The organism is Allobosea sp. 2RAB26, from assembly GCF_052115465.1.
Taxonomy (GTDB): Bacteria; Pseudomonadota; Alphaproteobacteria; order Rhizobiales; family Beijerinckiaceae; genus Allobosea.
On the sequence record NZ_JBFRGS010000007.1, the window covers coordinates 126218 to 149989 of the forward strand.

General features: G+C 64.8%; 17 protein-coding genes. 12 read left to right on the plus strand and 5 right to left on the minus strand.

The window, feature by feature from the left end; all coding sequences use genetic code 11:
* The first annotated feature begins 7 nt into the window (after positions 1-7).
* From AB4118_RS15805 to AB4118_RS15825, 5 genes are all read left to right on the plus strand, one after another.
* On the plus strand, positions 8-769 hold the full coding sequence (locus AB4118_RS15805; protein WP_441490619.1) for a CpaD family pilus assembly protein: 762 nt from the start codon (positions 8-10) through the stop codon (positions 767-769).
* A complete protein-coding gene (locus AB4118_RS15810; RefSeq protein ID WP_441490620.1) occupies positions 769-2034 on the plus strand; it encodes a CpaE/TadZ family protein in 1266 nt (421 codons plus the stop codon). Before AB4118_RS15805 ends, AB4118_RS15810 begins: the two co-directional genes overlap by 1 nt.
* Before the next feature lie 79 nt (positions 2035-2113).
* Positions 2114-3571 (plus strand): CpaF family protein, encoded by a 1458-nt coding sequence (locus AB4118_RS15815; protein ID WP_441490621.1) that lies wholly within the window; start codon positions 2114-2116, stop codon positions 3569-3571.
* Positions 3572-3596: 25 nt separating this feature from the next.
* Complete coding sequence (locus AB4118_RS15820) at positions 3597-4574, plus strand: type II secretion system F family protein (RefSeq protein ID WP_441490622.1); 978 nt, start codon at positions 3597-3599, stop codon at positions 4572-4574.
* A 10-nt stretch (positions 4575-4584) separates the two neighbouring features.
* On the plus strand, positions 4585-5562 hold the full coding sequence (locus AB4118_RS15825; RefSeq protein ID WP_441490623.1) for a type II secretion system F family protein: 978 nt from the start codon (positions 4585-4587) through the stop codon (positions 5560-5562).
* 140 nt (positions 5563-5702) lie between these two features.
* Here the strand turns inward: AB4118_RS15825 and AB4118_RS15830 are convergent, their stop codons facing one another.
* The gene (locus tag AB4118_RS15830; RefSeq protein ID WP_441490624.1) at positions 5703-6521 is read right to left on the minus strand and encodes a tetratricopeptide repeat protein; all 819 of its coding nucleotides are present in this window, start codon (positions 6519-6521) and stop codon (positions 5703-5705) included.
* 171 nt (positions 6522-6692) lie between these two features.
* On the opposite strand from AB4118_RS15830, the gene AB4118_RS15835 reads away from it, so the two are divergent.
* The 3 genes from AB4118_RS15835 to AB4118_RS15845 all read left to right on the plus strand — a co-directional run bounded on the left by AB4118_RS15835 (position 6693) and on the right by AB4118_RS15845 (position 9475).
* Positions 6693-8084, plus strand: a complete 1392-nt coding sequence (locus tag AB4118_RS15835; protein WP_441490625.1) for a leucyl aminopeptidase family protein — start codon at positions 6693-6695, stop codon at positions 8082-8084.
* Between the two features lie 127 nt (positions 8085-8211).
* On the plus strand, positions 8212-8565 hold the full coding sequence (locus AB4118_RS15840) for a MarR family transcriptional regulator (RefSeq protein ID WP_069878324.1): 354 nt from the start codon (positions 8212-8214) through the stop codon (positions 8563-8565).
* Between the two features lie 46 nt (positions 8566-8611).
* Complete coding sequence (locus AB4118_RS15845) at positions 8612-9475, plus strand: C40 family peptidase (RefSeq protein ID WP_441490626.1); 864 nt, start codon at positions 8612-8614, stop codon at positions 9473-9475.
* A 96-nt stretch (positions 9476-9571) separates the two neighbouring features.
* Here AB4118_RS15845 and mutS read toward each other — a convergent pair whose 3' ends face one another.
* On the minus strand, positions 9572-12322 hold the full coding sequence (gene mutS, locus AB4118_RS15850; RefSeq protein ID WP_441490627.1) for a DNA mismatch repair protein MutS: 2751 nt from the start codon (positions 12320-12322) through the stop codon (positions 9572-9574).
* Between the two features lie 103 nt (positions 12323-12425).
* Here mutS and AB4118_RS15855 point away from each other — a divergent pair, with 103 nt between their 5' ends.
* From AB4118_RS15855 to AB4118_RS15865, 3 genes are all read left to right on the plus strand, one after another.
* On the plus strand, positions 12426-14258 hold the full coding sequence (locus AB4118_RS15855; protein ID WP_441490628.1) for a methyl-accepting chemotaxis protein: 1833 nt from the start codon (positions 12426-12428) through the stop codon (positions 14256-14258).
* Between the two features lie 129 nt (positions 14259-14387).
* Positions 14388-16673 carry an NADP-dependent malic enzyme gene (locus AB4118_RS15860; RefSeq protein WP_441490629.1) on the plus strand — a complete coding sequence of 762 codons (2286 nt, stop codon included), beginning with the start codon at positions 14388-14390 and terminating at the stop codon, positions 16671-16673.
* A gap of 473 nt (positions 16674-17146) precedes the next feature.
* The gene (locus AB4118_RS15865; RefSeq protein WP_441490630.1) at positions 17147-18208 is read left to right on the plus strand and encodes a class I SAM-dependent methyltransferase; all 1062 of its coding nucleotides are present in this window, start codon (positions 17147-17149) and stop codon (positions 18206-18208) included.
* Positions 18209-18227: 19 nt separating this feature from the next.
* On the opposite strand, the gene AB4118_RS15870 is transcribed toward AB4118_RS15865, so the two are convergent.
* A complete protein-coding gene (locus AB4118_RS15870) occupies positions 18228-18578 on the minus strand; it encodes a hypothetical protein (protein WP_441490631.1) in 351 nt (116 codons plus the stop codon).
* A gap of 276 nt (positions 18579-18854) precedes the next feature.
* On the opposite strand from AB4118_RS15870, the gene AB4118_RS15875 reads away from it, so the two are divergent.
* Positions 18855-21017 carry a methyl-accepting chemotaxis protein gene (locus tag AB4118_RS15875; RefSeq protein ID WP_441490632.1) on the plus strand — a complete coding sequence of 721 codons (2163 nt, stop codon included), beginning with the start codon at positions 18855-18857 and terminating at the stop codon, positions 21015-21017.
* Positions 21018-21119: 102 nt separating this feature from the next.
* Here AB4118_RS15875 and AB4118_RS15880 read toward each other — a convergent pair whose 3' ends face one another.
* Positions 21120-22376, minus strand: a complete 1257-nt coding sequence (locus AB4118_RS15880; RefSeq protein WP_441490633.1) for an aminopeptidase — start codon at positions 22374-22376, stop codon at positions 21120-21122.
* 211 nt (positions 22377-22587) lie between these two features.
* Positions 22588-23733 carry an amidohydrolase gene (locus tag AB4118_RS15885; protein WP_441490634.1) on the minus strand — a complete coding sequence of 382 codons (1146 nt, stop codon included), beginning with the start codon at positions 23731-23733 and terminating at the stop codon, positions 22588-22590.
* Positions 23734-23772 lie beyond the last annotated feature (39 nt).

Genomic DNA, 23772 nt, shown 5'->3' on the forward strand with positions numbered 1-23772 from the left:
TGCTTTCATGAACATGCAAGGGGTGGCTCTGGCCATGACCGATCGAGGACCGTCGAGGACAAGCCGCTGGCCTCTTGCCGTCGTTCTGGCTGCTGGCGTCGCGCTCGGGGGGTGTGCATCGAAGACCGACGTTACAGGTTCGATCAGCGCCAGCGATCTGCGCGAGCGGCATCCGATCGTGCTGCGTGACGCGCCTCGTTCGCTTGATGTCTTTGTCGTACGGGCCGGTGCGGGGCTGGACAATCGCCAGGCCGAGGATGTCGCGAGCTTTGCCGCAGAATACCGGCGCAGCGGGCGCGGGGGGCTCGTTGCCCAGGTGCCGACTGGCGGCGGCCGGGAAATGGCAACGCATGGCACGCTCGAATCGGTGCGCAGGGCCCTGGCGCGTGGCGGTGTGTCGCCTGCCTCGCTCTCGATTAGGACCTATCCCATCGCAGACCCGAATCTCGCCTCGCCCATCCGCCTGTCATTCGCCTCGCTGCAGGCGGGCCTGCCGCATTCCTGCGGGCAATGGACCCAGGATGCGGGTGTGTCCGACTGGAAGTTCGACGGCTCGAACGAAACCATGTGGAATTTTGGCTGTTCCAGCCAGGCGACGCTCGCGGCACAGGTTGCAGATCCGATCGATCTGGTCCGCGGCCGTAGCGAGGGGCGCTCCGACATCGTCAAGCGCATGAATGCGATCGGCAAGTTGCGTGAGGGCAAGGATCCCTCGACCCAGTATCGGCAGGAAACGCCGCAGATCAACTCGGCGGTCGGAGGGCGCTGATGGATCCGACGCAGAATTTCGAGACTCAGTTGGCGGGCGGTGCCGGGGACGAGGTCATCGCGCCGTTGCCGCGCATCACGCTCCAGGCCTTCTGCGAAACGCCGGCCATCGCCGCTGCCATGCAGACTGCGAGTACCGATCGCCGCATGGAGAAGACGCATTCGCGCGTCCAGATGGGGGGGGCGGCGGCCGCAGTCGAGGCGTTCCGGACCGCACCTACGCCCAATGTCATTGTGCTGGAAACGGTGTCCGACGGCGCCACGCTCGTCAGTCATCTCGATGCTCTGGCCCAGAGCTGCGATGCTGGCACGAAGGTCGTCGTCATCGGCCATGTCAATGACGTCCAGCTCTATCGCGATCTGATCCGCCGCGGCGTCAGCGATTATCTGATCGCTCCGCTCGAACCGCTCGATATCCTCCGCACCCTGTCCGAGCTCTATGTCGCGCCCGGGGCTCGCAATCTCGGCCGCATCGTCGCCGTGATGGGTGCCAAGGGCGGTGTCGGCGCCTCGACCGTGGCCCATAATGTCGCCTGGGCCATGGCACGCAATCTCGATGCCTCGACCGTAATCGTCGATCTCGACATCGCCTTCGGCACGGCGGGGCTCGATTTCAACCAGGATCCGCCGCAGGGCATCGCGGAGGCCGTATTTGCGCCGGATCGGCTCGATGCCAATATGCTTGATCGCCTGCTCTCGCGTTGCAGCGACAATCTCGCCTTGCTGGCGGCGCCGGCGATTCTGGACCGGACGCTCGACCTGCCGGAGGACGCCTTCGAGCAGCTCTTTGACCTGTTGCGAGCCAGTGTGCCTTGCGTGGTTCTCGATGTGCCGCATCTCTGGAGCGGCTGGGTCAGGCGCTGCCTGATCGGTGCTGACGAGGTCATGGTCGTCGCGGGGCCCGAACTCGCCTCGCTGCGAAACGCCAAAAATCTGATCGATCTGGCGCGGGCCAGTCGCCCAAATGATTCCCCGCCGCGTCTGGTGCTCAATCAGGTCGGCTTGCCCAAGCGGCCCGAGATCGATGCGGGGGAATTCGCCAAGGCCCTGGGTGTCGAGGTGCTCGCCACGATTCCCTTCGACGCGCAGGTCTTCGGCACAGCCGCCAATAATGGGCAGATGATTGCGGAGGTCCAGTCCGGCGGCAAGATCAATGAGGCCTTCATTCAGATTGCAAGCACGCTGACCGGTCGCGGCGAGGCCCGGCGCGGTAAGCGCAGCCTGCTGGAGCCGCTGGTCGCCAAGCTCAAGCGTCGCAGGGCTTGAGCGGTGGGGGTCTTGTTCGCCACTGCCTGCTCGCTCCGACCGGCCGGCTGGCCGTTTCCCGGCGCGAAAGGGGGATGACATGTTCGGAAAGCGATCCACGAACGCTGCGACGGCACCAGCTCTGAACCCAAGGCCCGCCGGCCCGGCTGCGGCTGCGCGCCTGCCTGAGTTGACTGTGCCTCCGACCGACATGCGCCGTCAGGTGCCGGCAGCTCCCGTGGCTCCGGTCGAGACACCGAAGTCCGATGACTATTACCAGATGAAGAGCATGATCTTCGGGGCGCTGATCGAGGCGATCGACCTCTCTCAGCTCGCGAAGCTCGACGGTGAATCGGCGCGGGAGGAAATCCGTGACATCATCAACGAGATCATCTCGCTCAAGAACGTCGTGCTCTCGATCGCCGAGCAGGAGGAACTGCTCGACGACATCTGCAACGACGTGCTCGGCTACGGTCCCCTGGAGCCGCTACTGGCGCGGGACGACATCGCAGACATCATGGTCAACGGTGCCTCACGCACCTTCATCGAGACCGGTGGCAAGATCCAGCTGACCAATGTTCGCTTTCGCGACAACGCGCAGCTGATGAACATCTGCCAGCGCATCGTCAGCCAGGTGGGCCGGCGCGTCGACGAATCCTCGCCGATCTGCGACGCTCGCCTTGCCGACGGTTCGCGTGTCAATGTCATCGCGCCGCCGCTGGCGATCGACGGACCGGCCCTCACCATCCGCAAATTCAAGAAGGACAAGCTGACGCTGGATCAGCTTGTCCGCTTTGGCGCGATCTCTCCGCCTGGTGCGGAAATCCTCAAGATCATCGGCAAGGTGCGCTGCAACATCGTGATTTCCGGTGGTACGGGCTCAGGCAAGACGACGCTGCTGAACTGCCTGACCAATTATATCGACCTGGATGAGAGGGTCATCACCTGCGAGGACGCTGCCGAATTGCAGCTCCAGCAGCCGCATGTCGTGCGGCTCGAGACGCGCCCACCCAATCTGGAGGGGACAGGCGCGGTCACCATGCGCGATCTCGTCAAGAACTGCCTGCGCATGCGGCCTGAGCGAATCATCGTCGGCGAGGTGCGTGGCCCGGAAGCCTTCGACCTGTTGCAGGCGATGAACACGGGCCATGACGGTTCAATGGGGACGCTGCACGCCAATACGCCGCGCGAATGCTTGAGCCGTATCGAATCCATGATCACCATGGGCGGGTTCAGCCTGCCTTCGAAGACATTGCGGGAGATGATCTGTTCCTCCGTCGATGTCGTCATCCAGGCGCAACGCATGCGCGACGGCTCGCGCCGGATCACCCATATCACCGAGGTGATGGGGATGGAGGGCGACGTCATCATCACCCAGGACCTGATGAATTATGAGGTTCTCGGCGAGGATGCCGCAGGCAAGCTGATCGGGCGGCACCGCTCGACGGGCATCGGCCGCCCGCGCTTCTGGGAGCGGGCCCGCTATTTCGGCGAAGAGCAGCGGCTTGCCACGGCGATTGACCAACTCGCGGTCCAGGATGAAGCCAATGCTGCTTGACCGCGGCGATGGACGGAACTGAGCCATGGACCTGAGTGTCATCGCGGTTGTCGTACTTGCGACCCTCGCGGCGGGGGGCGTGGTCTACGCGCTGTTTTATCCGCTGTTGAGCGGCCAGAACCGGGCGGAGAAGCGTCGCAAGGAGTTTACAGGGCCGGTCGCCGCAAGGACGGTCGATCGTGAGGTCCAGGCGCGGCAGAAGCGCGGCCAGATCGCCCAGAGCCTCAAGGATATCGAAAGCCGCGAGAACGCCCGCAACAAGCTCACGCTTGAGGTCCTGTTGCTGCAGGCTGGGCTGAACTGGAATCGTCGCAAGTTCTACGTCATCAGCGCGATATCGGCGGCGGTAACCGGCATTCTGTTCTTCCTTGCGACAGCCAATTCACTGCTCCTGCTGGTGGGGCTGTTCATTGGCGGCTTCGGCCTGCCGCGCTGGTTCCTGTCGCGGACCCGATCGAAGCGCCTCAAGAAGTTCGGTAACGAATTTCCGAATGCAATCGACGTCATCGTGCGCGGTATCAAGTCCGGCTTGCCGCTCAATGACTGCCTGCGGATCATCGCCGCCGAAGCCGTCGAACCGGTCCGGTCGGAGTTTCGTCTGATTATCGAAAGCCAGGGGCTGGGGCTGCCGCTGACCGAGGCCGCAGCCAAGCTCTATGAGCGTATGCCCTGTGCCGAGGCTAATTTCTTCGGAATCGTGCTGGCGATCCAGCAGAAGACCGGCGGCAATCTCGCGGAGACCCTTGGCAATCTGTCGAAGGTCATTCGCGAGCGCCGGAAGATGCGCGACAAGATCCAGGCGGTTTCGATGGAAGCGAAGGCCTCGGCTGCGATCATTGGATCTTTGCCGCCGGTCGTTGCGATCCTCGTCTATCTGACCAGCCCGCGATATATCGAACTGCTTTGGCTTACTCAGATGGGCAAGGTTGCGCTCGTAGCGAGTGGCGTCTGGATGCTGATTGGCATCATGACAATGCGCAAGATGATCAATTTCAGCATCTGAGGCTGCACAAATGATCGCCCTCATCGCAGATAAGCTCGCTGACAGCCAGTTCCTGGTCGCACTGCTCGCCGCCGTTGCCGCAGCCGCGACGGTGCTGACTCTTGCGATGCCGCTGGTCGAGGGCAACGATCTCAACAAGCGCATGAAAAATGTGGCGATCGAGCGCGACAAAATCCGGGCGCGTGAACGGGACCGCCTGAACCGGCAGAAGGACAAGGTCTCGCTGCGGCAGGAACCAAAGGCGTTCATGCGGCGCATCGTCGATCAGTTCAAGCTGGGCGACTGGCTCGGGACCGAAACGGCGAAGAAGCAGCTCGCGATGGCGGGTTATCGCGGGCCGCAGGCCGAGATCGCTTTCCTGTTCTTCCGGTTGGTAACGCCGATCTGCCTCTTTCTGTTCGCGCTCTTCTACGTCTTCTTCATCAATGATTTTGGTCAGCCGCTTCCGATCCGGATAGGCATCGCGATTGGCGGTGCCTATCTCGGCATCAAGGCGCCGGAGATCTTTCTCTCGAACCAGATCTCGAAGCGCCAGGCTTCGATGCAGCAGGCCTTTCCCGATGCACTCGACCTGCTGCTGATCTGTGTCGAGGCGGGCATGTCGATCGAACATGCCTTCCGCAAGGTCTCGACCGAGATAGGTGGCCAGTCGGTACCCCTGGCCGAGGAGTTTGCGCTGTGCACGGCCGAGCTGTCCTACCTGGCTGAGCGTCGCCAGGCGTACGAGAACCTTGCGGTCCGCACCGGGCTCGAGGGTGTCAAGTCAGTTTCGACGGCACTGGTTCAGGCAGAGCGCTATGGCACGCCGCTGGGCACCGCGCTGCGTACGCTGGCGCAGGAAAGTCGCGACCAGCGCATGATGGCGGCTGAGAAGAAGGCTGCCGCCTTGCCACCAAAGCTGACGGTACCGATGATCCTGTTCTTTCTGCCGGTGCTCTTCGTCGTCATCATGACGCCGGCAATCATCCAGGTGATGAAGCTGAAGTAACCTCGTGGGCTCGACCGGCGAGCCGCCACGCGCATATTGGCGCTGAGCAAGGGCAAAGGGGCGCGCAGCGAATGCAGCAGATCCCTCCCGACGGCTCATATGCTCGTGGGTTGAAGGCCTCGCCGTGGTGACCGGCCTGCCTAACCCTGTGGGATGGACCGATCCGCTTGCTCAGGCTGCGCAGATGCCGCGGTCTTTGCCTTGCTGCCGCCCTTGAGCATGTTCCAGCTATTGGGCTGGCTGACGCTGCGCTTGAGATAGGCGATGGTTGCGGCTGCTTCGGCCGGGCTCTGGTCCTGCTGTGCCAGCGTTTCCGCTTCGCCAAACCTGCCCTGCAGGCCGAGCACCAGCACGAGATTCTGCCGTATTCGCGCGTCGGCCAGGTTGGAGTTCGACGCCTCGCGCAGCACGCGCTCGGCCTCGGGCAGGCGCTTTGACAGCGCGAGCGACAGGCCGAGATTGGACATCACCGTGGGCTCGCCGGGAGCGAGCTTGAGGGCGGTCTCATAGATCTGCTGGGCGCGGGCATGTTCGCCAAGCTGGTCGGCGACGGTGCCCTGCGCCGACAGGATGCGCCAGTCCGGACGCTCCGGCGAATGGGCGCGCGAGAGCACCTCGTCTGCTTCCTTGTAGCGGCCGTTATCGGCCAGCGAACGGCCATAGGCACCGAGCATCTCGCGATCGTCGTTGTGTATGAGGACAGCGTTCTGCAGAACGGCGAGAGCCTGGGCATTCTGGTCGAGCGCCCGCAGCGCGCGGGCATAGTAGAAGGCGGAGTTCCGGTCCTTCTGGTTCGCGTCGTAGCGCTTGCCCCATTGGTCGGCCTCAGTGCGCCATTCGGCGGGTCCGCGTGGCTGGGTCGGGGCGGATCGCCCGATGGAGCCGGTGATGTCGCCGATCCCGCCGCGGCTTTGGCAGCCGGCCAGGGCGAGCGAGGCGAGGCAGACGGCTGCCAACACCCGGACGCGGGAGGCCGCAGACGAAGGATACAAAACTGCGGAGAAGCAGCGGGACATGGGCCAGAGTGCCTTGCCACGAGAGAGAACTGGTCGTTCTGGTGGTAAAACGTTAACCCTAATGCTTCCTTAACTGGCCTCGCCGCTCACTCCTTCGAACAGGTTCCTTCAGCCGTGCACAGCCTGCTCCTTGCCTCTGCGCCATCCGCCGTCCCGGTTCATCTCGTCTCGAAGGCGGGCTGGCCGGCACTCATCGAGCGCCTCGCGCCCGAGGCCGCGCGCTTTGCGAAGGCCCATGGCTTCGCCGCGCGTCCCGGGCAGCATGTCGTGCTGCCGGATGGGCTGGGCGCTGTCAGCGCGGTGCTCCTTGGTGTCGAGGGGGCATCGGCGCGCCGACGCGATCCATTTGCTCCCGGCCGGCTCGCCGCGGTACTGCCGGAGGGCGATTATCGTCTGGAGGGCGAGATCGATGATTTCGGCCTTGCGGCGCTGGGTTGGCTGCTTCAGTCCTATCGTTTCGAGCGCTACCGCAAGCCGCAGCCGGTCCGCGCTCGGTTGGTATTGCCCGAGGGCGTGGATGGTGTGGAGCTGAGCGCGCTCGCCGAGGCGGTCGCCTTTGCCCGCGATCTCATCAATACGCCGGCAAGCGACATGGGGCCCGCCGAGATCGAGGCCGCGATCCGTCAGCTCGGGCAGGATTTTGGTGCGAGCGTCGCCAGCCAGGTCGGGGACGATCTGCTCGAGCACAACTTCCCGATGATCCATGCCGTGGGCCGGGCGTCGCCGCGCGCTCCGCGCCTGATCGACCTTGTCTGGGGCAATCCGGCCGATCCCAAGGTGACGCTCGTCGGCAAGGGGGTGGCGTTCGATACGGGCGGGCTCAACCTCAAGACAGATGCCGGCATGCTGCTGATGAAGAAGGACATGGGCGGTGCCGCGGCCGCGGCTGCCGCTGCGCGGATGATCATGCAGGCGAAGCTTCCGGTACGGCTGCGCCTCCTTGTGCCCGCCGTCGAGAATGCCGTTTCCGGTACATCGTTCCGCCCGGGCGATGTGCTCCGGAGCCGCAAGGGGCTGACGGTCGAAATCGGCAATACCGACGCCGAAGGCCGGCTCATCCTGGCCGATGCGTTGGCCTTGGCGGATGAGGAAGCCCCGGAGCTGCTGATCGACTATGCGACGCTGACCGGTGCCGCCCGCGTTGCGCTCGGTCCCGAGCTGCCACCCTTCTACACCCATGACGAGGGGCTTGCGGTCGAAATCTCCCGGCTGGGGCAGGCGGTAAACGACCCGGTCTGGCGCATGCCGCTCTGGCCGCCCTATGACGGGCTGCTCGACTCCAAGATCGCCGACGTCAACCACGTCTCCGGGGGCTCGTTTGCCGGCTCCGTCACGGCTGCGCTCTTCCTCAATCGTTTCGTCGAGAAGACACAGTCCTACGCGCATTTCGATATCTATGCCTGGAACCCATCGTCGAAGCCCGGCCGCCCCGAGGGCGGCGAATGCCAGGCCGCGCGTTTGACCTATGCATTGGTCAAGCAGCTCTATCCGAAGGTCCAGGGATGAAGCCCGGCGATCTCCGCGCGGCATGCCATCGATAGTCGGCGGTTAAGTCTGTTCGACGAGAGCGATTGCAGCTGCGGCTTGGCGCGATAATGATACGGACCCGTAACGATCGGGGTTCGTATCAGTCATGGCGTTGGAGATCAGGCCTTCGCAGGCGCTCAGGCTCTGGCGGCAGGTGCATCTCGATCTGGTGCATGACGGTCAGGCGGACCTCTCGGCCCGCCAGACCGCGATCCTGCTGACGATCTATCTCGAGTTGCCACCGCATACCGTGCGCGGCCTTGCTCAGCAGCTCGGCGTCACCAAGCCCGTGATTACCCGCGCGCTCGACACGATGGGCAAGCTCGGCCTCGTCACGCGCAGGCGCGACGAGTTCGACCGGCGCAATGTCGTGATCCAGCGGACCGTGGCCGGGGCCCTCGCTGTCGAACGGCTTGCCGACCTGGTGGTGCAACGGGCGCGTGATCTCGGGCCGGGTTGAGCAAAGGCGTCTTCGCGCAATGACAGGCGCCGGCTATGGTGCCCGCATGAACACGATTCTCGACCGCCGCCTGACCCCAGCCCGTCCCGACCTCGCCGCCCGGCATCTGATCGGCCAGGTCGAGGCGCGCGCCTTCGCCGATCCCGTCACCATGCGCGTCGTTGCCCCTTCCGCACCGGTTCGGCGCGAGCCGCGCCCCGATGCCCCGCTCGATACCGAGGCACTCGCGGGCGAGGTCGTGCTGGTTTACGAGCAGCATGAGGGCTGGGCCTGGGGCCAGCTCGGCGCCGACGGCTATGTCGGCTATTTGCCGGACGATGCGCTGCGCGCCGATGTGCCCGCGCCGACGCACTGCGTTCGTGCATTGCGGACCTTCGTCTATCCCGGAGCCTCGATCAAATTGCCGCCGCTTGCCGCGCTCTCGCTCGGCGCCGGCCTGGCCGTTGCCGGCGAGAGCGGCAATTTTTTCGTACTCGCGGATGGTGGCCATGTCTGGCGCACGCATCTCGCGGAACTCAGCGAGGGCGAGACCGATTTCGTCGCCGTTGCCGAGCGCTTCGAGCATGTCCCCTATCTCTGGGGCGGCAAGACAAGCCTCGGTCTCGATTGCTCCGGCCTCACTCAGTTGGCTCTGGCCGCGGCCAGGATCGCTTCGCCGCGTGATTCCGACATGCTGGAAGCGGCGATAGGCGAGCCAATCGCCTTCGACGAGAGTCTCCTCGGCCTGAAGCGCGGCGACCTCGTTTTCTGGAAGGGGCATGTCGGCATCATGACCGATGCCGAGACGCTGCTGCACGCCAATGGCTATACGATGACGGTCCATCGCGAGCCGTTGCGCACCGCTCGCGACCGGATCCTGGACAAAAGCTTCGGCGCCATCACCAGCATCCGGCGGATTGCTGGCGCTTAGATCATCGGACCGCAATCGTATCCGGTCCGATGATCTAAGTCTTTGTGTTCGCATCGGTTTTACCGAAAATCGCAATCCACTTTTCGGGCTGATGCTTTAATCCAGCGCTTTCAGCCGATAGAGTGCGTCAAGCGCAGCGCGTGGCGTCATCTCGTCGAGATCGAGCGCGGCGAGCGCTTCGCGCAATACGTCCGGGCCAGGTTCGGCCGCCGCAACTGGTGCAGGTCGCCGGGCTGGAGCCGCAAAGAGCGGCAGATCATCGACCAGCGAGGCGACAGGCTTCTCGCGCTCCGTCTTCTCCAGCTCTCCGAGAATGGCGCGGGCCCGCTCGACCACGGCCGGCGGCAGGCCGGCAAGCTTGGCGACCTGGATGCCATAGGAGCGGTCGGCGGCACCGGGCACGACCTCGTGCAGAAAGACGACCTCGCCATTCCACTCTGTCACGCGCACAGTGGCATTGGTGACGCGGGCCAGCCGGTCTCCAAGCGCTGTCAGCTCGTGATAATGAGTCGCGAACAACGACCGGCAGCGATTGATCTCGTGCAGGTTCTCGATGGCGGCCCAGGCGATCGACAGGCCGTCGAAGGTCGCCGTGCCGCGGCCGATCTCGTCGAGAATGACGAGCGCGCGCGGCCCGGCCTGATTCAGGATCGCGGCGGTCTCGACCATTTCGACCATGAAGGTCGAGCGCCCCCTGGCGAGATCGTCGGCGGCGCCGACGCGTGAGAACAGCCGGTCGACAATGCCGATATGGGCGCTGGCGGCGGGCACATAGGAGCCCATCTGCGCCAGCACGGCGATCAGTGCGTTTTGCCGCAGGAAAGTCGATTTACCCGCCATGTTCGGGCCGGTGATGAGGCAGATGCGTCCGCCGGTGTCGGCTCCGCCAAGAGCCGAGAGCTCGCTGTCATTGGCGACGAAGGGTTTTCCGTCGCGCTTCAGTGCGGCTTCGACAACCGGGTGGCGCCCCCCCTTGATGGTGAAATCGGCGCCGTCATCGACGAGGGGCCTCGTCCAGTTTTCGTTGGCCGCGAGTGCCGCAAGGGCCGCGGCAACATCGATCTCGGCGAGCGCGAGCGCTGCCGCCTTCACAGGCTCGGCTTCGTCGAGAACGGCGGCATTGAGCGAGGCGAAGACCGAGAGTTCGAGCTTCAGTGCGCGGTCGGCGGCGGAGGCGATCTTCGATTCGAGCTCGCCGAGCTCGACCGAGGAGAAGCGCATCGCGTCCGACATGGTCTGACGGTGGACGAAGGTGGCGCGCCAGGGCTCCCTCAGGAAGTCCTCGCCGGCGGCCTGCGGCACCTCGACGAAATAGCCGAGCATCGAATTATGCTTGATCCGCAGGGTGCGGCAGCCGGTTTCGGCCGCATAGCGCGCCTGGAGCTGGGCAATGACCTTTCGCGAATCGACCTGGAGCAGCCTGAGTTCGTCGAGGGCCGGGTCATAGCCGTCGCGCACGAAGCGTCCGTCGCGGCGGTTGAGCGGAAGATCGTCGGCCAGCGCCTCGGTCAACCGGGCGGGCAGGGCCGGGTCGGTTGCGGCCAGCGTTCGGGCGGCCTGGGTCAGGGCTTCCGGCAGAGTGTCTTGGTCGGCGAGCGACTGCGCGATCGCCCGTGCCGCACTCAGGCCTGCGCCCAGCGCCGCCAGGTCGCGCGGACCGCCGCGATCGAGCGAGAGCCGGGCGAGGGCGCGGGCGATATCCGGCACGTGGTCGAGCTCTCCGCGCAGGGTCTCGCGCAGGGGCGCATCGTTCAGCAGCGCCTCGACGGCGTCGTGCCGCATGGCGATCGCCGCCGGCTCGGTCAACGGCCCGGCAAGCCGCTCCGCCAGCAGCCGCGCTCCGCCGGGGGTCACCGTCCGGTCGATGCTGGAGAGAAGGCTGCCGGTTCGCTCGCCCGAAAGCGTGCGCGTCAGCTCGAGATTGGCGCGTGTCGCAGCGTCGATCAGCATGGTCGCGCTGCCGGAATCGCGTACGGGTGGCGACAGGGGTGGGCGCGCGCCGAACTGGGTCCGCTCGACATAGGCTAGCGCTGCGCCTGCGGCTGCAATCTCGGCGCGGCTGAAGGCGCCGAAGGCATCCAGAGTGGCTACGCCGAAGAACTCCTTGAGTCGGCGCTCGGCCGAAGCCGCATCGAGGCCCTCGCGAGCCAGTGGGGTCACCGGCACTGTGAGTTCGCGCCAGAATTCCTTCAGCTCGGGGTCGTCGTGGATCGCCTCCGGGCAAACGATCTCGCGCGGCTCAAGCCGGGCGAACTCGACGGCGAGCCGCTCCGGCGGGGCCTCCATGACCGAGAAACGTCCTGTCGAGATGTCGACCGACGCGAGGCCGTAGAGCGCGCTCGAATCGCTGAGCTTGCGGCGTGCAACCGCGACCAGAAGGCTGGCGCGGCCGGGTTCCAGCAATCGCTCTTCGGTGATGGTGCCGGGCGTCACCAGTCGCACGACGTCACGCTGGACCACGGATTTGCCGCCGCGCTTCTTGGCTTCAGCGGGGTCTTCGGTCTGCTCGCAGACGGCGACACGGTGTCCGGCGGCGATCAGGCGCTGGAGATAGTCATCGGCGCGGTCGACCGGCACACCGCACATCGGGATGTCCTCACCGAGATGCTTGCCGCGCTTGGTCAGCACGATGCCGAGCGTGCGCGAGGCGATCTCGGCGTCCCGGAAGAACAGCTCGTAGAAATCGCCCATCCGGTAGAACAGCAGGCAATCGGGATTGGCCGCTTTGATCTCGACATATTGCGCCATCATCGGCGTGACGCGGCCGGCGTCGACCGCGGCCGCAGCTTTCGGGACTGAACTCGCTGCTTCGGTAAGGCTCGGGGATTCTGGAATGTCGCGGCGCATGGCTGGCGGACGCTATCAAAAACCACGCGCGCCGCCATCCGTTAGCGAGACTTTCAACAATTGAAAGCACGGTCATTTCATCATTCCGGCCCAAGGCCCGTTCATGCTGCTTCTGATCAGTCTCGTCGAAAGCCTTTCGTTCCTGCTGCTTGCGGCGTTGATCCTGACCATTGCGGCCCCGTTGATCGAGGGACGGCCCTGGCTGCGCCAATGCTGTGTCGGAGTCCTGTTTTCGATCGGCGGCCTACTCAGCATGGCGCATCCCTTTGTGCTCCAGCCCGGCATCGCCATTGATTCCCGCAATGTCTTCGCCATTCTGGCCGGGCCGGTTGGAGGGCCCCTGGCCGCCGCTGTCACTGCTGTTTCGCTTGCCGCCATGCGTTACGCCAATGGCGGGGCCGGTATGCCGACCGGGGTTGCGGGAATCGTGCTGCACGCCCTTGCCGGTGTCGCCTACGCCGCCTGGCTGAGCCGGTGCAGGCGACCGCTGGCGTTCCGCGATCTTGCGGCGCTGAGCCTGGTCGGGGCCGGTTGCCTGCTCGCCTCGGTGATCTTCATACCGAGCTGGGTTGTCGCCGAGCGGTTTCTCCGCGAGGCCGTGCCGGCCATGATTGCCGTCAGTGCTGCGGGCACGATGCTCGTTGGCCTCGTCATCAATAATGATCGTGAGCGGCGCGAGAATTCCTACAGGCTACGGACATTGATCCAGCGGGCGCCGGGCACGCTCTATCAACGCATCCTTCATCCCGCGGGTGGGACGAGCTATCGGTTCGCCTCCTTCTCCATAGACAAGTCGCTTGGCATTGCCAGGGAAGAGGTCGAGCGCGACCCGGAGATCTGGCTCGGCAGGATGCTGCCCGAGGACCGGGAGCGCTTCGAGCAGCTGCGGGCGGCTCCGGAGGGGGCCGCCACGCTCTGGCGTTTTGAGGCGCGCTACCGCGGCGCTGGCGGATCGATCGTCTGGCTGCGCAGCGAATCGACGCGGCGCAAGATGGCGGATGGCTCTGTGGTCTGGGACGGCATCCTGCTCGATATCACCGACGAGAAGACCCTGGAAGCGCGCCAGCAGACCCTGGAGGAACAGCGCAAGGCAGCCTTGACCGAACTTGCCGGTGACCTCGAGGTCACCGTGGGGCAGGCTTTGCGGCAGGTTGGCGCTTCGGTGCGCGACATGCACCAGGCTGCGAGCCAGATGGCCGAGAATGCCAATAGCACGGCACTGCGCGCCGTCGATGTGACGCGCCAGGCCGAGAACGCCTCCCAGCGCGTCGGCAGCGTCGCGGTCGCCGCCGAGGAGATCGATGCCTCGATCCGCGAGTTGACCCGCCAGACCTTGCACGCCGACGACACCGCACGCGAGGCGGCAAGCTATGTCCGCTCCACGCGCCGCGATGTTTCCGGTCTCACCGAGGCTGCCGACAAGGTCAGCTCCGTGCTCGCCTTCATCGAGGACATCGCCTCCCGGACCAATCTGCTCGCGCTCAATGCCACGATCGAGGCGGCGCGTGCCGGGGCGGCAGGGCGCGGGTTTGCCGTCGTTGCCGGGGAGGTGAAGAACCTGGCGGAACAGACGCAGAAGGCGACGCGCGACATTGCCGATACGCTTCAGGATATCCGCTCTGCCGCCTCCACCGCTTCAGACGCGATCGCGCGGATCGAAGGCACGATGAGCGTGATCGAGCAGACCTCCAGCGCCATTGCCGAGCTCGTCGGCCGGCAGGCCGGGATCGTCTCCGGCATCGCCTCGGACGCGGTGCTTGTCGCCGGCAGCACCAATGCGGTCAGTGAGAGTGTCGGCAGCGTCGGCGGCGAGGCCCGGATGACCGGCGAGAGCGCCATTCAGGTGGTGGAGGCTGCGCGCCAGGTCAGCGAGCAGACGGTTGCGCTCGATCGCTATGTCGGTGATTTCGTCCGCAGCGTTCGGGGCAGGCTCTGAAGTCGGCGACCGCCCTTCATTCTTGCGTCATCGTCATCAGCCCTGATCCGCAATCGCGCCTTGTGGAGCGGCTGCCGGCTGACCTAATGTCGGTACCCTTCAGGAAACGCTCACAAAAAGAACAGTCGCATGAACGATAGCCCGCCGACCAAACGCGCCCGCCCGACCTTCACCGATCAGGAGGCGTTGCTGTTCCACTCGCAGGGGCGGCCGGGCAAGCTCGAGATCGTGCCGACCAAGCCGATGGCGACCCAGCGAGACCTCTCGCTGGCCTATTCGCCGGGCGTTGCGGTGCCGGTGCTGGCGATCGCGGAAGATCCGTCGCGGGCCTATGACTACACCACCCGTTCGAATCTCGTGGCGGTGATCACCAACGGAACGGCGATCCTCGGTCTCGGCAATCTTGGCGCGCTTGCCTCCAAGCCGGTGATGGAAGGCAAGGCGGTGCTGTTCAAGCGCTTCGCCGATGTCGACTCGATTGATCTCGAGGTCGACACCGAAGACGCCGACGCCTTCATCAATGCGGTGCGCTATCTCGGACCGTCCTTTGGCGGCATCAATCTCGAGGACATCAAGGCGCCGGAGTGCTTCATCATCGAAGAGCGCCTGCGCGAATTGATGGATATTCCGGTCTTTCATGACGACCAGCACGGCACTGCGATCATCGCGGCCGCCGGTCTGATCAATGCACTCGATCTGACTGGCCGCGACGTCAAGACGACCAGGCTCGTCGTCAATGGCGCGGGCGCTGCTGCCATCGCCTGCACCGAGTTGCTCAAGGCGATGGGCTTCAAGCCCGACAACGTCATCCTCTGCGACACCAAGGGCGTGATCTATCAGGGCCGCACCGAGGGCATGAACCAGTGGAAATCGGCGCATGCAGCCATCACCGACCGGCGCACGCTCGCCCAGGCGATGGAGGGCGCCGACGCCTTCTTCGGCCTCAGCCAGAAGGGTGCGGTGACGTCGGACATGGTTCGCTCCATGGCTCCGAACCCGATCATCTTCGCCATGGCCAATCCCGACCCGGAGATCACGCCGGAAGAGGTCGCAGCAGTGCGTGACGACGCCATCATGGCGACGGGTCGCTCGGATTATCCGAACCAGGTCAACAACGTCCTCGGCTTTCCCTTCATCTTCCGTGGCGCACTCGATGTCCGCGCCACCACGATCAACATGGAGATGAAGATCGCCGCTGCCGAGGCTCTTGCCTCGCTCGCACGCGAGGATGTGCCGGACGAGGTAGCAGCCGCCTACCAGGGTGCGCGCCCGCGCTACGGCAAGGACTATATCATCCCGGTCCCGTTCGACCCGCGTCTGATCCATGTCGTGCCGATGGCTGTCGCCAAGGCCGCGATGGAAACAGGCGTTGCCGGCAAACCGATTGTCGATACCGGCGCCTACAAGGCGCAGCTCTCGGCGCGGCGCGATCCGGTCGCGGGCACGCTGAACCGCATCTTTGAGCGGGTTCGCCGCTACCCCAAGCGCGTCGTCTTCGCCGAGGGCGAGGAGGAGCAGGTCATTCGCGCCGCGACCTCCTTCGTCAATCAAGGACTGGGCCACGCCATTCTGGTCGGCCGCGAGGACCGGATCAGCGAAACCGCGACCTTCCTCGGTGTCGATCTTGAAGCCAAGGGCATCGAGATCCAGAACGCGCGGCTCTCGCATCGAAACACCGCCTATGCCCAGTATGTCTATGAGCGCCTGCAGCGGCATGGCTACCTGTTCCGCGACTGCCAGCGCCTGATCAACCAGGATCGCAACCATTTCGCTGCTGCGATGGTGGCGCTCGGTGATGCCGACGCGATGGTGACGGGCGTCACCCGCAACTACTCGATCGCTCTGGAGGAGGTCCGGCGTGTCATCGACGACAAGCCGGGGCACCGGCTGATCGGCGTCTCCGTCGTGATCTCTCGCGGCCGCACGGTGCTTGTCGCCGACACGGCGATCACGGAGATGCCTTCGGCGCGGGAACTGTCCGAAATCGCCATCGAGGCAGCAGGTGTGGCGCGGCGTCTCGGCTATGAGCCGAAGGTTGCAATGCTCGCTTTTTCGACCTTCGGCCATCCGGCGGGCGAGCGCTCCGAGAAGGTGCGCGAGGCGGTCAAGATCCTCGATGGGCAGCGCGTCGATTTCGAATATGACGGCGAGATGGCGGCCGATGTCGCGCTCAATCGCGACGTGATGAGCCAGTACCCGTTCTGTCGCCTGAGCGCGCCGGCCAATGTGCTTGTCATGCCGGCGTTCCACTCGGCGTCGATCTCGACCAAGATGCTGCAGGAACTCGGAGGCTCGACCGTGATCGGTCCGCTGATCGTCGGTCTCGACAAGCCGGTGCAGATCGTGCCGCTCGGCGCCAAGGATTCCGACATCGTCAACATGGCGGCGCTGGCCGCCTTCAATATCGGCGGCTGAGCGCGCTCGGCAATCCAGCGCCCCGGTGCTGGATTGCGTCGCGGCCTCTTGGCGACGACGCCCAGGGGTTCGGGACGCCTTCTTCCTGCGGGTCTCGGCCGTCTTCCCGGCCGGGGCCGAGCGTTCGGGGTCCGGCCTTTGGTGCGGCCGCTCGCAATCGGTATGCCCCGGCCCGAACAGGTCTTGTTGCCGCCGCCGCTCTCATTCGTGCGCCCGGCCTCGCGCCTTTGCTTGTCGGTGCAGGCGGATTTGTTGCCGTGCGGCATGGCTCCATCGCAGGTTTCTCGGTGGGGCAACTCACTGTTCCAGATCGGGTTCGAGCCGGGCGCCGGCGCAGCTCGAAGGCTGGGCCAGTCCTGAAATTGCCACGGATAGCGCAGAATCTGCGCTCTCGGGCCTTCTTCTGCTCAACCCAACTTGGAACGGGACTCGTCCGTCGATGCCGGATGAGTTCGCTCGACCGGGAGGACGTGATGCGTGAACCCGATATGCAAAAACTTGACGCCCTGATCGGCAATCTCGTGGGCGATGTCGGCGCCTCCGTTTCGGGCGCGCTTGTTGTGCTCGGGGACAGACTTGGGCTCTTCAAGGCGATGGCGGATGGAGAGCCCGTCAGCCCGCAGATGCTCGCGCAAAGGACCGGCTTGAAGGAACGCTATTTGCGGGAGTGGCTGTCAGCGCAGGCGGCCGCCGGCTATGTGACCTATGACGAGGGCAAAGACCGCTTCAGCCTGACCGCGGAACAGGCGATGGTCTTCGCCGAGGACGACAGTCCCGCCTTTTTCGCGGGCGCCTTCGAAATCGTCCAGTCGATGTGGATCGATGAACCCAAGGTCGCAGAAGCGTTCCGGACCGGCAAGGGCTTAGGCTGGCATGAGCACAGCAACTGCCTGTTTCGCGGCACCGAGCGCTTCTTCCGGCCCGGGTACAACAGCCACCTTGTGGCAGACTGGCTCCCGGCACTGGACGGTGTGCAGGAGCGCCTGGAGGAGGGCGCCGTCGTTGCCGATGTCGGCTGCGGCCATGGCGCTTCGACCATTCTGATGGCCTTGGCCTATCCCAAGTCCACCTTTACGGGCTTCGACTATCACGGGCCCTCGATAGAACGCGCGCGCGTCGCGGCGGAGGAAGCCGGTGTCGCCGAACGCGTGTCCTTCGCACAGGCCAGCGCGAAGGACTTTCCAGGTCGGTCCTGGGATCTCGTCGCCATGTTCGACTGCCTGCACGACATGGGCGATCCCGTCGGTGCAGGCAGGCACGTCAAGGAGACCTTGGGCCCGAACGGCACCTGGATGATCGTCGAGCCCTTTGCGCATGATAGCCTGAAGGACAATCTCAATCCGGTAGGCCGGATCTATTATGGCGCCTCGACTTTGATCTGCACGCCGGCCTCCCTGTCTCAGGAGGTGGGCCTCGGGCTTGGCGCCCAGGCCGGCGAGATGCGCCTTCGCAAGGTTGTGCTCGATGCCGGATTCTCGCATTTCCGGCGTGCGACCGAGACCCCGTTCAACATGGTCTTCGAGGTTCGGGCCTGAGAGAGCCCCCGCCGGCGTTTCAGCCGGTGGCCGTCGCCGCGTCATAGGCATCCTGCAGCATCAAGCGGCAGGCTTCCGCCTGGTCCCGTGCCGAGGGGAGGGTGATGTACTGGGTGATCTCGGCAAGGTCGCGCAGCGCGACGTCGACGGCCGTCAGAAGGTCGATGTCCAGCGGTTCCGGCATGGTGAGCGGCTGTACGGGTAAGCGGAACTGGAGGATCTGGCCCATTGGGAACTCTAACTGACGGCGAATCGTGCCGTCAGTTTCGTTCCGCAGGGTCAGTAAGACGTTAACGCCGAAGCGGAATGTGACGGGAACAGCGTCCTGCCCGAAATCCGTGGCCGCGCTCGCTCTACGCAGTTCAATCATTGTTGAACTATTTGCAAGGATGCTGAAGTATCCAGGCCCCGCGCTGGACTAGTCGATGAGGCCGCAGTCGCGCCGAAATGCTCCCCGGGAAATGATCCCGCGCACTCTGCTTAAAGCGTTCTTTACAGATTTTGGTGATTTGATGGGAAATGCACGGCTCTGCCGTGCAGCCTGTCCGCCAGCCCTTGCCTGCAAGGGCTCCTTCTTCTTGGCCGCAACCACGCGCGAGCGTGTCGCGTTGATAACAAAAAATATAATGCGTCGGGGCGCAGTTCGATGAAGTCCATCCGTATCAAGATCCTGACCATGCTGCTCATTGTTGCAGCGGCCGCGCTCATTTCGGCAGTGCTGAGTTTCTATGCACTCTCGAAGGCGGATAGTCTGAACGAACGCGCAAGCAACCAGGGCGACATCGCCTTGCTGACGGAGCGGCTCAACGGGCACGTAACGGGTGTCGTGATGGAGTCGCGCGGCATCTACATGGCCAAGAACGCGCAGGAGATCGAGCAATATGGGAAGGGGATGGAAGATCGCTTCCCGCAGATGCGGCAGCTCGTCGAACGGCTGAAGGCGCTTTCCCCGGCAAGCGAACAGGAACGTGTTTCTCAGATCGAGAAGGCGGTCGCGGATTTTATCACCTATCGGACTGAAACCGTTCGTATCGGGCGGCAGGTTTCGGCCGCTGCGGCCAATGCGCAGGGCAATACCGATCTGAACCGGGCGAACCGGAAGGCCGTGAACGATCTCCTGGTCGCATTCGGTAAGCGCAACGAGGATGCCGGAAACGCGCTCGGCGACGAGGCGGCGGCCTTCACGACGCAGGCCAGGCTGGTTCTGCCGCTGGTGCTGCTCGTGACCCTGGTGGGTGCGCTCGGTGCGGCATTGATCTTCGCGCAGCGCTCGATCACCTCGCCGATCCTCGCCCTCAGTGCTGTCATGGAGCGCCTGACCGCCGGCGATACCAAGGTCGATGTGCCGCATGTCGCCCGTCAGGACGAGATCGGCACCATGGCCCGCGCCGTCTCGGTGTTGCGTGAAAGCACCGAGCAAGTCGCCGCACTGCAGGCGGAGGAGCGCGCAAGTGCGGAGCGTCGCCTGCGTCAGGCCGAGTCGATGGCCTCGGTCGTGTCGGATGTCGGCGAGGTCGTTGCGGCTGCTGCGTCCGGTGACTTCTCGGCGCGGCTCGCCATCGATGGCGCTGACGAACAGATGCAGAAGCTGATCAGCGGCATCAACGAGATCAACGCGGTGGTTGATTCTGCCACGACCGAGTTCGCGAAGGTGTTGCAGGCTGTTGCCTCCGGTGACCTGACGAACCGGGTCGATACCACTTATCGCGGTCGCTTCGCCGATCTGAAGGGCGCGATCAACGAGACCGTCGATCGCCTGTCCTCGACCGTGCGCACAATCCAGGTGACCGCCGGCGATGTCGGTCTGGCGTCCCGCGAGATCAACACAGGCGCCGACGACCTGTCGAAGCGCACCGAGGAGCAGGCGTCCTCGCTCGAGGAGACCGCCGCGACGACGGAGGAGCTTGCTGCTTCGGTCAAGGCTTCGGCCCAGTCTTCGAAACAGGCCGCGACGATCGCCGAGGACGCGATGCGAGCTGCGCAGTCGGGCGGCGAGATTGCCGGCAGGGCCGTCGAGGCCATGGCGCGCATCGAAAGCGCTTCGAAGAAGATCTCCGACATTATCCGCGTGATCGACGATATTGCCTTCCAGACCAATCTGCTCGCGCTCAACGCGGCGGTCGAGGCGGCGCGAGCCGGAGATGCCGGCAAGGGGTTTGCGGTCGTTGCGTCGGAAGTGCGTACCCTGGCGCAGCGCTCAGGCGCCGCCGCCAAGGACATCTCGGGGCTGATCTCCTCCTCGAATGCAGAGGTCACCGAGGGCGTCGAACTCGTGCGTCAGGCCGGTGCGGCCCTGACCGAAATCCTCGATGCGTCGCAGAAGGTCGCTGCCACCATCGCTGAGATCTCGACCGCGTCCGGCGAACAGGCCAATGGCATCGACGAGATGAGCCAGGCTGTCGCGCATCTCGATGAAATGACCCAGCAGAACGCAGCTTTGGCCGAGCAGAGTGCTGCCTCCGCTGCGTCGCTGACGTCGCGGATCGGCCAGCTCAACGACCTCGTCGCGGCCTTCCGGACCGGGCCGGAGCAGGCAGGGCAGATGACTGCCCCGATCGCGACCGCTGCCGTCACCAAGATGGCGCCCCGCCCGGCGCGCCTTGCGACCAGGGCAGCGTCTTACGCGCCGCCCGCGTTGCGCGCTTCCGATATCGAGGCGATCGATGCAGGAGGCCCCGAGCCCGAGCGCCTGCGCCAGCTTGCCGAGGCGGCCTTCGCGCAGACCAAGGCTGCGCCGAAGCGCCCCGTCATGCCGGCCAAGAAGGTCGTCAACGGCCGCGCGTCCGATGCGGGCTGGGAAGAGTTCTGAGCCTGCCGCCTAAGGGCACGATGCACACCAAATGAAGAGGCCACCGGGTTCGCCCGGTGGCCTTTTCGTATCAGCGGAGAAGCGCGGCCTGTGCGAGGCTGCTCAGGCCCATTCGCCCTGACGGAAGACTGCGACGCGGCTGCCATCGGCATGCACACCGTCGATATCGACCTGGTTCGAGCCGATCATCCAGTCGATATGGATGAAGCTCTTGTTGCCGCCTTGCGCCGCGATCTGCTCGGGCGTGAGTCTGGCACCATCGACGAAACATTTCGAATAGCACTGGCCGAGCGCGATATGGCAGGAGGCGTTCTCGTCGAAGAGCGTATTGTAGAACAGGATGCCACTCTGCGAGATCGGCGAGGAATGCGGCACCAACGCCACTTCGCCGAGGCGACGCGCACCCTCATCGGTGTCGAGAACCTTGTTCAGCACCTCCTCACCACGCGTGGCCCTGGCCTCGACGATACGCCCTTCTTCAAAGCGCACCGAGATGCCATCGATTAGCGTGCCCTGATGCGAGAGCGGCTTGGTACTGACGACATGGCCGGAGACCCGCCTTGCATGCGGCGTGGTGAAGACCTCTTCGGTCGGGATGTTGGCATTGCAGGTCACGCCGTTTTTGGCAGTCGAGGCGCCGCCCTGCCACTCATGGCCGTCGGCAAGCCCGATCGTCAGGTTCGTGCCCGGCCCGGAAAAGTGCAGCGAATGGAAGTTCTGCCCGTTCAGCCACTGCGTCCGGCTGCGGAGCGTCGCATTATGCGCAGCCCAGGCCGAAATGGGGTCGGCACGGTCAACCCGTGAGGCAGCGAATATCGCCTCGGCCAGCTTGGCGACAGCGATGTCCTCTGCCTCGTCCGGGAAGACCTGGCGGGCCCAGGACGCGGTCGGATAGGCCAGGATGTTCCAGTTGATATCGAAGCCGGCGATTTTCTCGAGAGCGGGCTGATAGGCGATCGAATTGGCCTTGTTGGCGCGCGCGACCTTGGCTGGATCCTGGCCTGAGAGCAGCATCGGGTTATCGCCAACGATGGCGAGGCGCGCGGTGTTGGCGGCAAAGGCTTTGCCGACGCCTTCATAGAGCCAGCCCGGCGCCCGGTCGAAGCTTGCATCCGGGGCATGGCGATAGCGTGAGAGCGTTACCTCCTCATCCGCCAGCATCGGCGTCACGAGCCCGGCACCGGCCTTGTAGGCGTGCTCGGCGATCCGCCGGACCAGTGGCAGGGCGGCGACCGGCGCGGTCAGGAACAGATCCTGCCCGGCCTCGAGATTCAGGCCGACCTTGACGGCGACTTCGGCGAGCCTGTCGAGCTTGGCCGGATCGATCGATGCCAGGATATTCGGCTGATGCGTGGTCATGGAATACGGCCTCTCATGCTTGGCAAATCCCTGATCCGCATCATGCAGCCGATCAGGGCGTCTTTGCGGTTTGGCAACAAGAACATCGCCCCCTTGGTCAGGTGCAATGGGCTCAGGCACCGGCCCGAAAAGTGGATTGCGGCTTTCGGGAAAGCCGATGCAAATGCCGAGGCTGGGTCCTCGGTTCGGATACGATATCGGGTCCGAGGATCTAGCCGAGCAAATTGCGCAGCGTGCGCATGAAGGCGCGCGAACCGGGCTCGATCAGGGCATCGGGAAAATCGAAATCCGGGTTGTGCAGCTGCGGCGAGGTTTCGCCCGAGCCGAGGATGAACATCGCCGATTTCGCCTGGCGGCCGAACAGGCCGAAATCCTCGGAGCCGCGCGAGGGCGAGCCCTCACCGTGCCGCAGCTTCTCGTCATCGAAGGCCTTGCGCAGGAGCGCCACCGCCTCGGCATCGTTTTCGCAGTGATGGAAGACGTCGTGATAGCTCAGCTCGATGCCAAGACCCGATGCTTCAGCCGCTTCGCGCACCAGCGCTTCGGCCCGTGTGCAAAGCGCGCCCATTTGTGCATCGTTCAGCGTGCGCAGCGTCGCCCAGATTTCGGCCCGTCCGGGTGCGATCCCAAAGGCAGCTTCGCCGATCGCAGCATGGGTCACGGTGACGAGCGCATAGGCCGCATCGAGCGGACCGCCGGGGCCGAGCGCCGTCAATGCCGGCATCAGCCGGGCTACCGCCGCAACCGGGGAGATGCCGTGTTCCGGCATGGAGGCATGCGAGGTCTTGCCGGTCAGCACGATCTGCAGTCCGCGCGAGGCACAGTTCGCGGGGCCTTCGGAGAGCGTGATGTAGCCCAATGGCAGGCCGGGTTTATTGTGCAGCGAGAAGGCGTAATCCGGCGCGATTTCTGCGAATTTCGGGTCGGCGATGACGGCGGCGGCACCTGCGCCGTTCTCCTCTGCCGGCTGGAACAGCAGCACCGCACGGCCGCGCTGCGGCCGTTGGCGGCCGAGCCCGCGCGAGAGCGCAGCGACCATGGTCATGTGCCCGTCATGGCCGCAGGCATGGGATTTGCCCGGCGCCTGGGAGCGATGGGGGCTCTCGGAGATTTCCTCGATCGGCAGGGCGTCGAGTTCGCAGCGAACCATCACTGTCGGCCCCGGCTCGCGCCCTTCATAAATAGCCGCGACGCCGTGGCCGCCGAGCCCGGTCACGATACGGTCCGGCTCGCTCGGGGCAAGGAAGGCAACCACTGCCGTCGCCGTCTCCTGCTCCTCGCCCGATATCTCGGGAGAGCGGTGCAACTGCTGCCGCCAGGCGACAAGCTCGACCATGTCGGAGTTGGTGAGAAACATTCCGCTATCCCCTGAGCGCCGGCTGAACCGGACCTGATG